Annotated in this window: 8 protein-coding genes; 7 read left to right on the forward strand and 1 reads right to left on the reverse strand. The window is 72.4% G+C overall.

From position 1 onward, the window contains the following. The first annotated feature begins 214 nt into the window (after window positions 1-214). Together guaB and ACFYRY_RS14965 are read left to right on the forward strand one after the other, a co-directional pair. Window positions 215-1,720: an IMP dehydrogenase gene (guaB, locus tag ACFYRY_RS14960; protein ID WP_389144402.1), complete on the forward strand. Its 1,506-nt coding sequence runs from the start codon at window positions 215-217 to the stop codon at window positions 1,718-1,720. A 102-nt stretch (window positions 1,721-1,822) separates the two neighbouring features. After that, complete coding sequence (locus ACFYRY_RS14965; RefSeq protein WP_356768383.1) at window positions 1,823-2,947, forward strand: GuaB3 family IMP dehydrogenase-related protein; 1,125 nt, start codon at window positions 1,823-1,825, stop codon at window positions 2,945-2,947. 455 nt (window positions 2,948-3,402) lie between these two features. Here ACFYRY_RS14965 and ACFYRY_RS14970 read toward each other — a convergent pair whose 3' ends face one another. After that, on the reverse strand, window positions 3,403-4,614 hold the full coding sequence (locus ACFYRY_RS14970; RefSeq protein ID WP_389144405.1) for a nucleotide sugar dehydrogenase: 1,212 nt from the start codon (window positions 4,612-4,614) through the stop codon (window positions 3,403-3,405). A 302-nt stretch (window positions 4,615-4,916) separates the two neighbouring features. Here ACFYRY_RS14970 and ACFYRY_RS14975 point away from each other — a divergent pair, with 302 nt between their 5' ends. The 5 genes from ACFYRY_RS14975 to ACFYRY_RS14995 all read left to right on the forward strand — a co-directional run bounded on the left by ACFYRY_RS14975 (window position 4,917) and on the right by ACFYRY_RS14995 (window position 15,982). Continuing rightward, window positions 4,917-6,623 carry a glycerol-3-phosphate dehydrogenase/oxidase gene (locus ACFYRY_RS14975; RefSeq protein ID WP_389144408.1) on the forward strand — a complete coding sequence of 569 codons (1,707 nt, stop codon included), beginning with the start codon at window positions 4,917-4,919 and terminating at the stop codon, window positions 6,621-6,623. A gap of 142 nt (window positions 6,624-6,765) precedes the next feature. After that, window positions 6,766-9,123, forward strand: coding sequence for a protein kinase (locus ACFYRY_RS14980; protein WP_389146219.1), 2,358 nt, complete (start codon window positions 6,766-6,768; stop codon window positions 9,121-9,123). Between the two features lie 189 nt (window positions 9,124-9,312). Then, on the forward strand, window positions 9,313-12,105 hold the full coding sequence (locus ACFYRY_RS14985) for a protein kinase (RefSeq protein ID WP_389144411.1): 2,793 nt from the start codon (window positions 9,313-9,315) through the stop codon (window positions 12,103-12,105). A 169-nt stretch (window positions 12,106-12,274) separates the two neighbouring features. Beyond that, entirely contained in the window at window positions 12,275-14,110 is a 1,836-nt protein-coding gene (locus ACFYRY_RS14990; protein ID WP_389144414.1) for a protein kinase, read from the forward strand. 69 nt (window positions 14,111-14,179) lie between these two features. Next, window positions 14,180-15,982: a protein kinase gene (locus tag ACFYRY_RS14995; RefSeq protein WP_389144417.1), complete on the forward strand. Its 1,803-nt coding sequence runs from the start codon at window positions 14,180-14,182 to the stop codon at window positions 15,980-15,982. Window positions 15,983-15,997 lie beyond the last annotated feature (15 nt).

Consider the following 15,997-nt stretch of genomic DNA (forward strand, 5'->3'; position numbering starts at 1 on the left):
CCGCAGGCGGCGCGACGGTTTTCCGTTCCTGGACGTTCCCGGCCTGCCGGAAGGCGCCGTCACGCCGGAACGCACCACCATGCCTGAACGCACGGAGCGGCGCTTCCGTACGAACATACGAAGCCCGGAGTCACTCGGAACCGTGGAATTCGGGACCGCTGCTTCCCGTTAGCATGGACATCCGCACCGATCAAGGCCATTTGGGGAAGGTGTCATGACTGCAAACGTCGACGGAGTGCCCGCTAAATTCGCGACCCTCGGGCTCACCTACGACGACGTGCTGCTGCTGCCGGGTGCATCCGAGGTGCTCCCCGGCGCGGTCGACACCTCGTCCCGCATCTCCCGCAACGTCCGCGTCAACATCCCCCTGCTCTCGGCGGCGATGGACAAGGTCACCGAGTCCCGGATGGCGATCGCCATGGCCCGTCAGGGCGGCGTCGGTGTCCTGCACCGCAACCTCTCCATCGAGGACCAGGTCAACCAGGTCGACCTCGTGAAGCGCTCCGAGTCCGGCATGGTCACCGACCCGATCACCGTGAACCCCGACGCGACGCTGGCCGAGGCCGACGCCCTGTGCGCCAAGTTCCGCATCAGCGGCGTGCCGGTCACCGACGGCGACGGCAGGCTGCTCGGCATCGTCACCAACCGTGACATGGCCTTCGAGAGTGACCGCTCCCGTCAGGTGCGCGAGGTCATGACGCCGATGCCGCTGGTCACCGGCACCGTCGGCATCTCCGGCTCGGACGCGATGGAGCTGCTGCGCCGCCACAAGATCGAGAAGCTTCCCCTGGTCGACGAGGCGGGTGTCCTCAAGGGCCTCATCACGGTCAAGGACTTCGTGAAGGCCGAGCAGTACCCCAACGCCGCGAAGGACGCCGAGGGCCGTCTGATCGTCGGTGCCGCCGTCGGCGCCAGCCCCGAGGCCCTGGAGCGCGCCCAGGCGCTCGCCGAGGCCGGGGTGGACTTCCTGGTCGTCGACACCTCGCACGGTCACAACAGCAACGCCCTGAGCTGGATGGCGAAGATCAAGTCGGGTGTCGGCGTCGACGTGATCGGCGGCAACGTCGCCACCCGTGACGGCGCCCAGGCCCTGATCGACGCGGGTGTCGACGGCATCAAGGTGGGCGTCGGTCCCGGCTCGATCTGTACCACCCGGGTGGTCGCCGGCATCGGCGTCCCGCAGGTCACCGCCATCTACGAGGCCTCCCTCGCGGCCCGGCCGGCGGGTGTCCCGCTGATCGGTGACGGTGGTCTGCAGTACTCCGGAGACATCGGCAAGGCGCTGGCCGCCGGCGCGGACACGGTGATGCTGGGCAGCCTCCTCGCGGGCTGCGAGGAGTCGCCCGGCGAGCTGCAGTTCATCAACGGCAAGCAGTTCAAGTCGTACCGCGGCATGGGCTCGCTCGGCGCCATGCAGTCCCGTGGCCAGGCCCGCTCGTACTCCAAGGACCGCTACTTCCAGGCCGAGGTGGCCTCCGACGACAAGCTGGTGCCCGAGGGCATCGAGGGCCAGGTGCCCTACCGCGGCCCGCTGGGCAACGTGCTGCACCAGCTCGTCGGCGGTCTGCGTCAGACCATGGGCTACGTGGGCGCCTCCTCCATCGAGGAGATGGAGTCCAAGGGCCGCTTCGTCCGGATCACGTCGGCGGGCCTCAAGGAGAGCCACCCGCACGACATCCAGATGACGGTGGAGGCACCGAACTACAGCCGCAGCAAGTAGTCACCAGCTTCCGATGGGCGGCCCCGGGTACTCCGGGGCCGCCCTCGTCGTACCCGTCGGCGATACTGGAAGACGCTGAACGCAGAGGGAAAGGCCACAGACGTGACTGAGATCGAGATCGGGCGCGGCAAGCGCGGCCGCCGGGCGTACGCCTTCGACGACATCGCGGTCGTCCCCAGCCGCCGTACCCGGGACCCGAAGGAGGTCTCGATCGCCTGGCAGATCGACGCCTACCGTTTCGAGCTGCCCTTCCTGGCCGCCCCGATGGACTCGGTCGTCTCCCCGGCCACCGCGATCCGCATCGGTGAGCTCGGCGGCCTCGGCGTGCTGAACCTCGAGGGCCTGTGGACGCGGTACGAGGACCCGCAGCCGCTGCTCGACGAGATCGCCGAGCTGGACGTGGACGCCGCGACCCGTCGCCTCCAGGAGATCTACGCCGCTCCCATCAAGGAGGAGCTGATCGGGCAGCGCATCAAGGAGGTGCGCGACTCGGGCGTGGTCACCGCGGCCGCGCTCTCCCCGCAGCGCACGGCCCAGTTCTCCAAGGCCGTGGTCGACGCGGGCGTGGACATCTTCGTCATCCGCGGTACGACGGTCTCCGCGGAGCACGTGTCGGGTTCGCACGAGCCGCTGAACCTGAAGCAGTTCATCTACGAGCTGGACGTCCCGGTGATCGTCGGCGGCTGCGCCACGTACACCGCGGCCCTGCACCTGATGCGCACCGGCGCGGCGGGTGTCCTGGTCGGCTTCGGCGGCGGCGCCGCGCACACCACCCGCAACGTGCTGGGCATCCAGGTCCCGATGGCGACCGCGGTCGCGGACGTGGCGGCGGCCCGCCGTGACTACATGGACGAGTCCGGCGGCCGGTATGTGCACGTGATCGCGGACGGCGGTGTCGGCTGGTCCGGCGACCTGCCCAAGGCGATCGCCTGCGGGGCCGACGCGGTGATGATGGGCTCCCCGCTCGCGCGCGCGACCGACGCGCCGGGCAAGGGCCACCACTGGGGCATGGAGGCGGTCAACGAGGAGCTGCCGCGCGGCAAGAAGGTCGACCTCGGCACGGTCGGCACCATCGAGGAGGTCCTCGCCGGCCCGTCGCACACCCCGGACGGCTCGATGAACTTCTTCGGAGCCCTGCGCCGCGCGATGGCCACCACCGGCTACAGCGAGCTGAAGGAGTTCCAGCGCGTCGAGGTGACGGTGGCGGATTCCGTCCACCGGCGGTAGCCCGTAGCGCGTCGCGAGGGGTCGGTCGGTTCACCCAGGTGAGCCGACCGACCCCTTTCGCATGCCCGGGCGGGCGTGCGGGGTGGGGCGGGGGCGCCCGTGGGACGCAATCGCAAGCCCACCCGCTGGGACCGGATCCGTCTTCGGATGGTCCAGTTCAAGAGGAGGTGGATCTTGCGACTTTTCGGATGGTGAGCGGCCGCCCCCAAACCAACTAGGGGCGGACACTCCGTGATCCATCCAGGAGCCTGCCGCAGTGTCCGCTGCGGTGGGCTCCACCCTTTTCGGATGGTGAGGGCCACCCCCAAACACAGTAGGGGCGGACACTCCGTGATCCATCCAGGAGCCTGCCGCAGTACCCGCTGCGGTGGGCTCCGCCTGTTTCGTACGTTACCGGCGAGCCCTGCCGCTCGCCACCAGCCCTTGGGGCTCACGCACCCCGCGCGCCCCCCCCTTCACAACCGATGCGCCGCCCCCGTGGGCGTGGCCCCCCGCGTGTCCAGCAGCAGTTGGGCCTTCACGGACAGGCCCTGGAGGTCGTACGTCCGGTGCTGTTGGAGCAGGATCGTCAGATCGGCGTCGGCCGCGGCCTCGTAGAGGGAGTCCGCGCGCGGGACCGGGCGGCCCAGGACGCTCCAGGACGGGACGTGCGGGTCGTGGTAACTCACGGACGCGCCCAACTCCATCAGCCGGACCGCGACTTCATGGGCGGGCGTGCTCTGCCGGTCGGCGAGGTCGGGCCGGTAGGTGACGCCGAGCAGCAGCACCCGGGCGCCGCGCGCGGACTTGCCGTGCTCGTTGAGGAGGGTCGCGGCGCGCTGGATGACGTAGCGGGGCATCTGGCCGTTGACCTGCTGGGCGAGCTCGACCATGCGCAGGGTGCGGCCCGAAGGGCTGCCGGCCAGGTCCTGCGGGAGGGCGTGGCCGCCGACGCCGGGCCCGGGGCGAAAGGCCTGGAAGCCGAACGGCTTGGTCTCCGCGCAGCGGATGACGTCCCACAGGTCGACGCCGAGGTCGTGACAGAGCACGGCCATCTCGTTGACGAGGGCGATGTTCACGTGCCGGTAGTTGGTCTCCAGGACCTGCACCGTCTCCGCCTCACGCGGGCCCCGTGCACGTACCACCTTGTCGGTGAGCCGGCCGTAGAAGGCGGCGGCCGACTCGGTGCAGGCGGGGGTGAGGCCGCCGATCACCTTCGGGGTGTTGGCGGGAGTGAAGTCACGGTTGCCGGGGTCGACGCGGCTGGGGGAGTAGGCGAGGTGGAAGTCGCGGCCCGCGCGCAGCCCGGACCCCTCTTCGAGGAGCGGGCGCAGGACGTCCTCGGTGGTGCCGGGGCGCACGGGCGATTCCAGGATCACCGTGGTGTGCGGGCGCAACTGCGCGGCCAGGGCGCGGGCGGCCGACTCCACCTGGCTCAGATCGACCCCGCCGTCCGCGCCCCGCGAGGTGGGGACGCAGATGACCGCCGTGCGCACCCGGCCGAGCTCGGCCGGACTGGTCGCGTGCCGGAAGCCCTCCGAGAGCATCCGGCGCAGTTCCGCGGGGCTGAGGGAGCCGGGCTCGGGTCCGGTCCGGTAGCCGAGGGTGGAGATGCCGGCGGCGACGGCGGCCTGGGCCAGGGGCAGTCCGTAGGGTCCGAGTCCGATGACGGCGAGATCGGCGGGCATGGCGTGGGCCGTCCTTCCCAATAGCCGAAGCGGGACAGGTGCGCAAGCCCGGTGGACAGGATGGGCCAGAGCAATGTCAGACTAGGAGTAAATATGACCGATTTGCGGGATTGATTACGTGTGTCTTCCCGCAGGTCTGTGGGTGTTGCCCCGGGGGACGTGGACGTTATCCACAGGCTGGGGGCGAGCGGTGGCTGGACCGGGGCAAGCCGGTCAGAATTTGGGCATGGGGGAGGGCACGGGGGATACGACCGGGCGACTCCGTCGGGGTGAGACCGGCACGATCACAGCGGGAGGCAGCGGTGAGGACAGCGACCCTGGGGCCGGCGCAACGCGCCGAGTCACTGGCAGCAATGGCCGAGCGCGAACTGGACGTGCTGGTGGTGGGGGCGGGTGTGGTCGGAGCGGGCACCGCTCTCGACGCCGTGACCCGCGGACTGTCCACGGGCCTGGTCGAGGCGCGTGACTGGGCGGCGGGCACGTCCAGCAGGTCCAGCAAGCTGCTCCACGGCGGTCTGCGCTATCTGGAGATGCTCGACTTCGCGCTGGTCCGGGAGGCACTGAAGGAACGCGGGCTGCTGCTGGAGCGGCTCGCCCCGCACCTGGCGAAACCGGTGCCGTTCCTCTACCCCCTGAAGCACAAGGGCTGGGAGCGGCTGTACGCCGGCTCGGGTGTCGCGCTCTACGACGCCATGTCGATGGCCCGCGGGCACGGCCGGGGCCTGCCCATGCACCGCCACCTCAGTCGCCGCCACGCTCTGCGCGTGGCGCCCGCCCTGAAGAAGGACGCGCTGGTGGGAGCGTTGCAGTACTACGACGCGCAGATGGACGACGCCCGCTTCGTGGCCACCCTGGTGCGCACGGCGGTGGCGTACGGCGCGAAGGCCGCCAACCGCGCGCGGGTGAGCGACTTCCTGCGCGAGGGTGAGCGCGTGGTGGGCGCCCGGGTGCAGGACGTCGAGGGGGGCGGGGAGTACGAGATCCGCGCCAAGCAGATCGTCAACGCCACGGGGGTGTGGACCGACGACACCCAGGCGATGGTGGGCGAGCGCGGTCAGTTCCACGTCCGGGCGTCCAAGGGCATCCACCTGGTCGTGCCCAAGGACCGCATCCACTCCACGACCGGGCTGATCCTGCGCACCGAGAAGTCCGTCCTGTTCGTCATCCCCTGGGGCCGGCACTGGATCATCGGCACCACGGACACCGACTGGGACCTCGACAAGGCGCACCCGGCCGCGTCCAGCGCCGACATCGATTATTTGCTGGAGCACGTGAACTCCGTTCTCGCCCTCCCGCTGACCAGGGACGACGTCCAGGGTGTGTACGCCGGCCTCAGGCCCCTGCTGGCCGGCGAGTCGGACGCCACCAGCAAACTGTCGCGTGAGCACACCGTGGCGCATCCGGTGCCGGGCCTCGTCGTCGTGGCGGGCGGCAAGTACACGACGTACCGGGTGATGGCCAAGGACGCGGTGGACGAGGCGGTGCACGGCCTCGACATGCGGGTCGCCGAGTGCGTGACGGAGGAGGTCCCGCTGCTCGGGGCGGAGGGATATCGTGCCCTGTGGAACGCGCGGGCGCGGATAGCCGCCCGCACCGGTCTGCACGTGGTGCGCGTGGAGCACCTGCTGAACCGGTACGGCGCGATGACGGAGGAGGTCCTCGACCTGGTCGCCGCGGACGCCTCGCTGGGCGAACCCCTGGGGGGCGCCGACGACTACCTGCGGGCCGAGGTCGTGTACGCCGCCTCGCACGAGGGCGCGCGGCACCTGGACGACGTACTGACCCGGCGCACCCGCATCTCCATCGAGACCTTTGACCGGGGCACCCGCTGCGCCCGCGAGAGCGCCGAACTGATGGCGCCGGTGCTCGGTTGGGACAGTGAGCGCATCGACCGGGAGGTCGAGCACTACGAGAAGCGGGTGGAGGCCGAACGGGAGTCGCAGCGCCAGCCCGACGACCTGACGGCGGACGCGGCGCGGGTCGGAGCGCCGGACATCGTCCCGAATTGAAGGTTTCTGACGGGGGGCCGGTGGCGGGGACGTCCCGGGCCTCTCGGTGGTCCCAGTGTGCTCAGGGGCACCCTGGGCGTCGGGCACTTGTCGGGTGAGGGACAATGGAGGCTCTGTCAGGGCGGGTTGCATGAGGGGACGCATGTCGGAGGCGGAGCGGGCGGGGACATCCCGTCAGGACACTCGTCAGGACAACAACGGGCGTCTTCTCGCCGGGCGGTACCGGTTGGGAGGCGTGCTCGGTCGCGGCGGCATGGGCACGGTGTGGCGGGCCGAGGACGAGACTCTGGGCCGCACGGTCGCCGTCAAGGAGCTGCGGTTCCCGACCAACATCGACGAGGAAGAGAAGCGGCGCCTGATCACGCGGACGCTGCGCGAGGCCAAGGCGATCGCGCGGATCCGCAACAACAGCGCGGTGACGGTCTACGACGTGGTCGAGGAGGACGACCGGCCGTGGATCGTGATGGAGCTCGTCGAGGGCAAGTCGCTCGCCGAGGCCATCCGGGAGGACGGGCTCCTCGAACCCAGGCGCGCCGCCGAAGTGGGCCTGGCGATCCTCGACGTGCTGAGGTCCGCGCACCGCGAGGGCATCCTGCACCGTGACGTGAAGCCGTCCAACGTGCTCATCTCGGAGGACGGCCGGGTCGTGCTCACCGACTTCGGCATCGCCCAGGTCGAGGGCGACCCGTCCATCACCTCGACCGGCATGCTCGTCGGCGCCCCCTCCTACATCTCCCCGGAGCGGGCCCGCGGGCACAAGCCCGGGCCCGCAGCCGACCTCTGGTCGCTGGGCGGGCTGCTGTACGCGTCGGTGGAGGGCGTTCCGCCGTACGACAAGGGCTCGGCCATAGCGACGTTGACCGCTGTGATGACCGAGCAGCTGGACGAGCCGAAGAACGCCGGCCCGCTCAAGGACGTCATCTACGGCCTGCTCACCAAGGACCCGGCCAAGCGGCTCGACGACGCGGGCGCGCGGACGATGCTCAACGCCGTGATCCACGCGCCGGAGCCGAAGAACGAGCCGGAGCCGGAGCTCGCGCTGGACGCGACGAAGGTCGTGCCGCTGCCCCCGCAGCCCGACGAGGACGCGGGCAAGAGGAGTTCGGGCGGCGGCAAGCGGGGCGAGGAGGCAGGCGAGCGGTTCCGCGGGGCGCTGCGTTCGGTACGGAAGGCCGCCGGGGCGGCGGGAGCGGCGGCGACGTCCGCGGCTGCCGCGCGCGGCAAGTCCGGGGGCGAGACGGAGGGTTCCGGGAAGAACGGGGCCGGGTCCGCATCCAAGTCCGCATCCACGTCCACGTCCGCGTCCGCATCGACGTCTACGTCCACGGACGGTGGGGGTACGGCCGGTTCCGGTGCCGGTTCGGCCGGTTCGGGGGCGGGCCGAGGTGCGGGGGCCCCGGGTTCCCGTGGCGGTACGGCTGTGTCGGGGGCGGCGGGCGTTTCCTCTTCGGCGAAGGGGACATCTTCGGCGAAGGGCACATCGAGTGGGGCCGCTCCGGCCTCCGGCACCGCTTCGTCTCCGGGTGCCGCTTCGACTTCCGGTGCGGCTTCGAGGGTCGGTACGGCCTCGGGGGCCGGTGCGGCTTCCGGGCCGGCGTCGCGGTCGGGCGGGGTGCCCGGTCCTCGGGACGGAAACGCGCAGGGTGCGAACGGCGGTACCGGGGGCCGGAGTTCCGGCTGGCCCGTGATGACCCCGCCGGACCTGCCGCCGCGGCCCGTGCCGAGGGCACCGCTCACCGACGTGGTGCCGCGCAGGACCCTGGTGATCATCGCGGTGGTCGTGGCGCTCGCCGTGATCGGTACCGTACTGGCGCTCACCCTCGGCGGTGACGACGGTTCGAACGGGGCCGAGGGCGGCGGAGCCAAGGTGACGGCCAGCGCGAGCGGGAGCGTCGGCACCAAGGAGGACGAGGGCGGCGGCACCCGTACGGACGGCTCGCCGACCGAGTCCGCGGCGACGGAGTCGGGGGCGCGGAACACGGCGGGCGGCAAGCCGGGCGCGGCCGAAGGCAGCCAGCCGGGGACCGAGGGATCCTCCGGTTCCTCCGGGTCCTCAGGCGGTGCTGCCGCGGTGGCCGACACGCACCGGGGGACCCAGGGGTACTCGATCGGGCTCCCCGCGGGCTGGAAGTACAAGTCGTCGGACGCGGCGGGGGACCGGTTCACCGGGCCCGACGGGCAGAAGCTGCTCATCGCCTGGACGTCCACCCCGCAGAGCGACCCGGTGGCGGACTGGGAGAACCAGGAACGCTCCATGGTGCGTCCCCAGTACCAGAGGGTCCGAATAGAGAAGGTGAACTACCGCGGCTGGAACACGGCTGACTGGGAGTTCACCTATGTCGACAGCGGGACCAAGTTCCGCACGATCGACCGCGGGTTCGTCGTCAACGACCACCTCGGATACGCCTTGATGTACACGGCGAAGGCCGCGAACTGGGGCAGCGAGCTGCGCGAGAGCACCTGGAAGACGCTGGCGAAGACGTTCACGCCGAAGTCGTGAGGAGCCGTCCGGTGATCGATCTCCTGTTCGATCTCCGGTTTGGCGCGTGAGATCTGGCATCCACTCTTTGCGGGTTGCCTCGGGCACGTATCGTGAATGCGTGCGGACCGAACGCGTCCAAGGACACGTGCGGAACGGGCCGCGACACGAACGGAATTGATTGACCGGGCGGCGCCGGGGGGAGGCAACGTGGACGACTACGCGGGTCGGGTACTCGCTGACCGCTACCGCCTGCCGTTGCCGCCCACCGACGAGTACGAACTCACCGAGACCCGCGCCTTCGACACCTACAGCGGGCAGGAAGTCCTGGTCAGGCAGGTGCCGTTGCCTGAGGTCGTCGAGGCGGAGGTACTTGACGCCGAGGGGCTGCCGGAGGGCTTCACGGCCAGGGATCCGCGCGGAGCGCGGGAGCGCGGGGGACGGCACACGCCCGCGGGCGGAAGCGAGCGGCGCCCGGCGGACCCAGCCGTACGACGGGCCGTGGAGGCGGCACAGGCCGCGGCGCGGATACCCGACCATCCGCGGCTCGACCAGGTCTTCGACGTGTTCGCCGACGGCGGTTCGCTGTGGATCGTCAGCGAGTTGGTGGCCGCGCGGTCACTGGCGACGCTGCTCGTGGAGAAGCCGCTGACGCCGTATCGGGCCGCCGAGGTGGCCGCCGACGTCCTCATGGCGCTGCGGGTCCTGCACGCCCACGGCTGGGTCCACCGCAATGTCACCGCGCGCACGGTGCTCGTGTGCGACGACGGCCGCGTGATGCTGACCGGTCTGGCGGTGGGGGCGGCGGAGGAAGCGCTGTGCGGGTACGACCCGGTGCCGCCCGAGGACGCCGAGTGGGGTGCCGGCGGCGGTGAGACCGGTGCCGGACGAGGGCTCGAAGGGGGAGCCGCAGGTCACGGCGGAGGGGCCGCGGGGCCGGGCGGTGCCGGGTACGGCTCGCGTGGACCTCTCGGGTCTGGTGGCGCCGGTGGTCCTGGTGGCGGCCGTGGCCCGGTGAGTGCCGTAGGGCTGGAGGGGGCGGAGGCCGAGGCTGCCCGGCGAGCCGCGATCGAGGCGCGGGCCGCCGGGGCGCTGCCCGCCACGGGGGCGGAGACGACGAACACGGCGCCGGCGGTACCGGCCCGCAGGGCTGTCGACGCCGGCGCGGACATCAGGGCGGCGCGGGCCGGGGCGATCGCCGCGTATCGCGCGGGCGCACGGGCCGCGGCCCGGGTCCAGGAGGCCCAGGACGGCCGGGCGGCCCTGCCGGGAGCACGCCCCTCTCCCGAGGGTGACTCCGCCGCACGGGCCCACGGCTCCGACCAACAGCCGCCGTACCCCACGGCCAACGGCCTCCAGCCGCCCTCTCATTCCGGGCCGCCGGGGCAGATCGCCGACCCCTACGGCATGGGCGGCGCCTCCTGGCACGGTGCCGCGCCCCGTGGCGGGGCCGCCGGGGCGCCGGAGGCCGGAGACGTCGGGCAGGTGGGACGCGGGCGTACGGCTCTGCCGTCCGCAGGAACGGGAGGAACCGGCGGGACCGTGGAGGACGGCGCTGCCGCGTACTACGGCGGCCCCGGCCCCGGCCTCGGACCCGGCTCCGGACCCGGATTCGAACCCACCCCTGTCCCTGCCGAAGGCATCGCCGGTCTGAACCCCGGCGGATCGTCGGCGCCGCCTCCCGATGCCGCCGCCCTGCCTCCCGGCACCTGGGACGGGCCGACCGCCGTCGCGCCCGCGCGGCGGGGGCCGACGACCGCGTTGGCGGCCGAACGGGCCCGGCAGGCGCGGATGGCCGTCGTGGGACCCGTGACCGAGCGATGGGCGCCGGAACAAGCCGGGCCCGTGCACGAGAACTGGCAGCTCGCGGCGCCGATCGGGCCCGCCACCGACCTGTGGGCGCTCGGCGCGCTGCTGTTCAGGGCCGTGCAGGGGCACGCGCCCTACCCGGAGGAGTCGACCGCCGAGCTGGTGCAGTTGGTCTGCGCGGAGCCGCCCGCCTTCGCCGAGGAGTGCGGACCGCTCAGGCCGGTCGTCGAATCGCTGCTGCGGCAGGACCCGACCGAGCGGCTCGACTTCGAGGAGCTGAGCGGCTGGCTGCGTTCGCTGGTGCGCTCGGCGCCCGAGCCGGAGGCAGGCGCGCACGTCGTCGCCGCGCCGCCCGCCGACACCAGCCGACTGCCCGTCGTACGGCGGCGGGGCGAGCTGGTGCGCAGGCGGCGTGCCGGGCTGCCCGCGCACCACGGGCGGCACAAGCGGGCGCGGGAGGGGACCGGTTCACCCCGCAGGCTCGGCCGGACCCTGCTGGTGCTGATCCTGCTCCTGCTGGCCGGCGCGATCGCGTACGCCATGCTCTTCATGCCGAAGTCCGACCCGGGCACCGAGGGCGCCGGGGACCGTACCGGATCCGTCGACGAGGTGAGTGAGGCGCCCGAGCCGTCCTCGGAGGCGAGCAGCGAGCCCCGGCCCGACCAGACCTCACCGGGGTCCGACAACAGCCCCTCGTCCTCCGCCGGTTCCACCGACAAGCAGCCCACCGGGCCCGACGTCCCCAACGGCTTCGCGCTGCGCAAGGACGCCGAGGGCTTCCAGGTGGCCGTCGCCAACGGCTGGGACCGCACACCGGTCAACGGGCGCGGTCAGGTCGTGTACTCCCACGGGAACTTCGAGCTCGTCGTCGTACCCGGACGGGACACCGCGGCCGAGGACGGCAGCGACCCGATGGTCTACCAGCGGGAGAAGGAGCCGGAGCTGCAGCCCTACCGCGACTCCAGTTGGGCGACCGCGACCGGGCTGAAGACGATCCAGGTGGGCGGGCGGACCATGGCCGAGGGGCAGTTCACCTGGACCGGCGACGACGGACGCGAACTGTACGTGCGCAACATCGCGATGCTGATCGGCGGGAAGTACCACGTCGTACAGGTACGGGGGCCGGAGGCCGAGCGGGACGAGGTGACCCGGCTGTACGAACAGGCGTCGGCCACCTACCGGACCACCGGCTGAGGAGCGGGCCCGCGGGGCGGGACGCCGGTCAGGGCCGGGAGGTTCACCGCTGTTTCCGGAAGCGACAACCGTCACAGTGCGGTCACCGTGACGCCCCCCTGGTTCCGTTCGGTGAGGGCCGGTCCCTACTCTGACTCTGTCAAGAGCATTGCGGGGCAACGTGAATCAGATGCAGGGCCAGCTCCTCGCGGGGCGCTACCGGCTCACCGACCCGATCGGCACGGGCGGCATGGGCCGGGTGTGGCGTGCCCATGATGAGGTGCTGCACCGAGCCGTCGCGATCAAGGAGTTGACGGCCGCGCTGTACGTGTCCGAGAGCGACCAGGCCGTCCTGCTCGCCCGTACCCGGGCGGAGGCGCGCGCGGCCGCCAGGATCAACCACTCCGCCGTCGTCACCGTGCACGACGTGCTGGACCACGACGGCCGGCCGTGGATCGTGATGGAGCTGGTCGAGGGCCACTCGCTGGCCGACGCCGTCAAGGAACAGGGACGCGTCGAGCCCACCGAGGCCGCCCGCATCGGGCTGTGGGTGCTGCGGGCGCTGCGCGCCGCGCACTCGGCCGGGGTGCTGCACCGGGATGTGAAACCCGGCAACGTGCTCCTCGGCAAGGACGGCCGGGTCCTCCTCACCGACTTCGGCATCGCGCAGATCGAGGGCGACACGACCATCACCCGCACCGGAGAGGTCGTCGGCTCGGTCGACTACCTCGCGCCGGAGCGGATCCGCGGCCACGACCCGGGAGCCTCCTCCGACCTGTGGGCGCTCGGCGCCACGCTGTACACGGCGGTCGAGGGCAGATCGCCGTTCCGCCGCACGACACCGCTGACCACCATGCAGGCCGTGGTGGACGAGGAACCCGCCGAGCCCCGGTACGCCGGTGTGCTGGCTCCCGTCATCACCGCGCTGCTGTACAAGGACCCGGCGGTACGGCCCGACCTGGTCGCCGCGGAGCAGATGCTCGCGGAGGCGGCGGAGGGGCGGCGGCCGAGCGCGGCACAGGCGTATGTGCCCACACACCATGTGAGTTCCCCGACCACGCCCTCCCACCGCATGGGTACGGGCCCCATGGCCGCAGCCGCCCACCCCATGGGCACGGGCGTCGGCCCCATGGGCGCGCACCCCACCGGCCCCCAGCCCACAGGCCCCGGCCACACGGGCCCCGGCCACCCAGGTCCCGGCCACACAGGCCCCCACTACACCAGCTCGCACCCGCAGGCGGAGACCCACGCCAGGGCGAACGCCCCGGTCTCCACGCCGGTCGCGGGCACGCCGCACCCTGCCGCGACCGGCCCCACCGTGCTCGGCCCGCCGCCGCTCGCCGACAACGCTGCCAACGGCGGCACGCCTTCGCCGAAGCGCCGCCGACTGCGGACGGCGGCTCTCGTCGTCGCCCTCGCCGCGATCATCGGTGGGGGCACCGCCGTGGGACTGCAGACGTGGGACGAGTCGCGGCAGCAGGACGCCGGCCCGTCCGCCTCGCCGAGTCCCAAGGACACCGGCGCGAGCACACCGCGCTCCGGCGGCGGGGGCGTTCCGGCCTCCTGGGTACGCCACCGCGACCCCGTCGGCTTCGGCGTCTATCTGCCCAAGAGCTGGCAGCGGAAGGTCTTCGACGTCGACGGCGACCTCACCCAGATCGACTACTCACCGGACGGCGGCAAGCACTTCCTCCGCATCGCCATCGACACCTCACCTGACTTCAGGGACCCGCGCGCCCACCAGCTCGACCTGGAGCAGCAGTTGTCGCAGCGGCTGCAGAACTACAGGCAGGTGACCCTGCACGACAACCTCTACCGGGACCGCGACGGCGCCCGGTGGGAGTACACGTGGACCGCGCTGCCCACGGACCCCTACCCCGGGCCGCGCCGGGCCGTCGAGGAGACGTACATGTCCAGGGACGGCGTCGAGTACGCCATCTACATGTCGGCGCCCGCCAAGGACTGGGCCACCACGAGCAAGCAGTTCACCGCGGTGCTGCAGGGCTGGGAGGAGAAGACCGCCTGACGCCCGCCCGTCGGATTTGGCCGGTCGCCGTCCCGGAAGGGGCCCGTCCGGTGCGCGATGATGGGGCGCATGAGGACCGAGGGGGACAACGCCCGCGTCATCGCGGACCGTTACCGGCTCGAGGCGCGGCTCGGTCGGGGCGGCATGGGGATCGTCTGGCGGGCGACCGACCAGCTGCTCGGCCGCAGCGTGGCGGTCAAGGAGATCCCTCTCGACGAGACGCTCTCCGCCGACGGGGCACGGCGGCGGCGGGACCGCACCCTGCGCGAGGCGCGTGCGGTGGCCCAGTTGAGCCATCCGCACATCATCGTGGTCCACGACGTCGTCGAGCACGACGAACGCCCGTACATCGTCATGGAGCTGATCGAGGGGGTCTCGCTCGCCGAGCGGATCGCCGCGCACGGCCCGGTGTCCGCCGACGAGGCCGCCCGGATCGGCGTCGCCCTGCTGGGCGCGCTGCGCGCCGCGCACCGGGCGGGGGTCCTGCACCGTGACATCAAGCCCGCGAACGTGCTCGTGGAGGACGGCACCGAGCGCGTCGTGCTCACCGACTTCGGTATCGCCCAGGTCGCGGGCGCCACCACGCTCACCGAGACCGGGTCCTTCGTCGGCTCGCCCGAGTACACCGCGCCCGAGCGGATGTCCGGGGCGAGCACCGGGCCCGCGTCCGACCTGTGGTCGCTGGGCGCGCTGCTGTGCACGGTCCTGAGCGGCGAGTCGCCGTTCCGTCGCGACTCGCTGGGCGGCATCCTGCACGCCGTCGTCTCCGCCGAGATCCGGCCGCCCGCCGAGGCCACGCCGATCCTGCCCGTCGTACGGGGCCTGCTCGAACGCGATCCGGAGCGACGGCTCGACGCGGAACGGGCCGAGCGGATGCTGCGGACCTTCCGGGACACCGGCCGCACACCGGACCTGCCGTCCGGCCGCACCCTGTCACTCAGCCGCACCCGCACCCTGTCACTCGGCCGCACCCGCACGCCGTCCGTCGGCCGCACCCGCGCGACAGCACCAGGCCGTGCCCGCTCCAAGACCCCCGGCGGTACGTCAACTCCCGAACCGCCCGCCCGGACGTCCACCGAACAGCCCGCCCCGCCGCCCCCTCCCGGCCGGCAGCCGGAGCCCCCGGCCGACGGCCCGCAGGACCGCCCGCCCGGGCACGCCCCCGCGCCCGAGCCGGACGTACCCGCCCGGGACCACCCCTCGGCTCCTCCCGGCCGCTCCCCGCGAGGCGTGCTGGTCACCGCGCTGCTGGTCGCCGCGATGGCCGGCGCGGGAGTGTCCGCGGCGGCGCTGCTCATGAACGGGGACGACGAGGGGCCGGGCACGCCAAGGCACCCGGCGCCCACGTACTCCTCCGCGCCCCCGTACACCTCCGCGAGCACCGGATCGAGCCCGGGCTCCACCCCGAGCCCGTACCCTCATCCCGCCGCCCCCTCCGGCTACCGCTTCGCCGACGACCCCGCCGGGTTCGCGCTGGCCGTGCCGGACGGCTTCACCCGCGAACCCCAGGGTGAGCGGATCTTCTACATGTCACCGGGGCGGTCCTTCCGCCTCGGTATCAGGGTCGCCGACCCCGCGGCGGGCGGTCCGCTGACCGTGCTGCGGCGGGCGGCCGCCCAGGGCCCGGAGAACAACCCGGGTTACCGCGACGGCCGGGTCACCACGACCGAGCACCGTGGACGCCCCGCCGCCCTCTGGGAGTTCACCTGGGACGGCTTCAGCGCGGCGGAGGGCCCCCGGCACACGTACGACCTGTGCTGGCAGGAGAGCGGGCGGCTGTACGACGTGTGGGTGTCGGCGCCGGTCGGCAAGGTGCGGGAGGCGAGGGCGTACTTCGACGTCGCCGTCGACACCTTGGTCACGGGTCGGTGACCGGAAAGCGTTCAC

The sequence above is a fragment of the Streptomyces sp. NPDC005263 genome, assembly GCF_042872365.1.
In the GTDB taxonomy this organism is placed as follows: Bacteria; Actinomycetota; Actinomycetes; order Streptomycetales; family Streptomycetaceae; genus Streptomyces.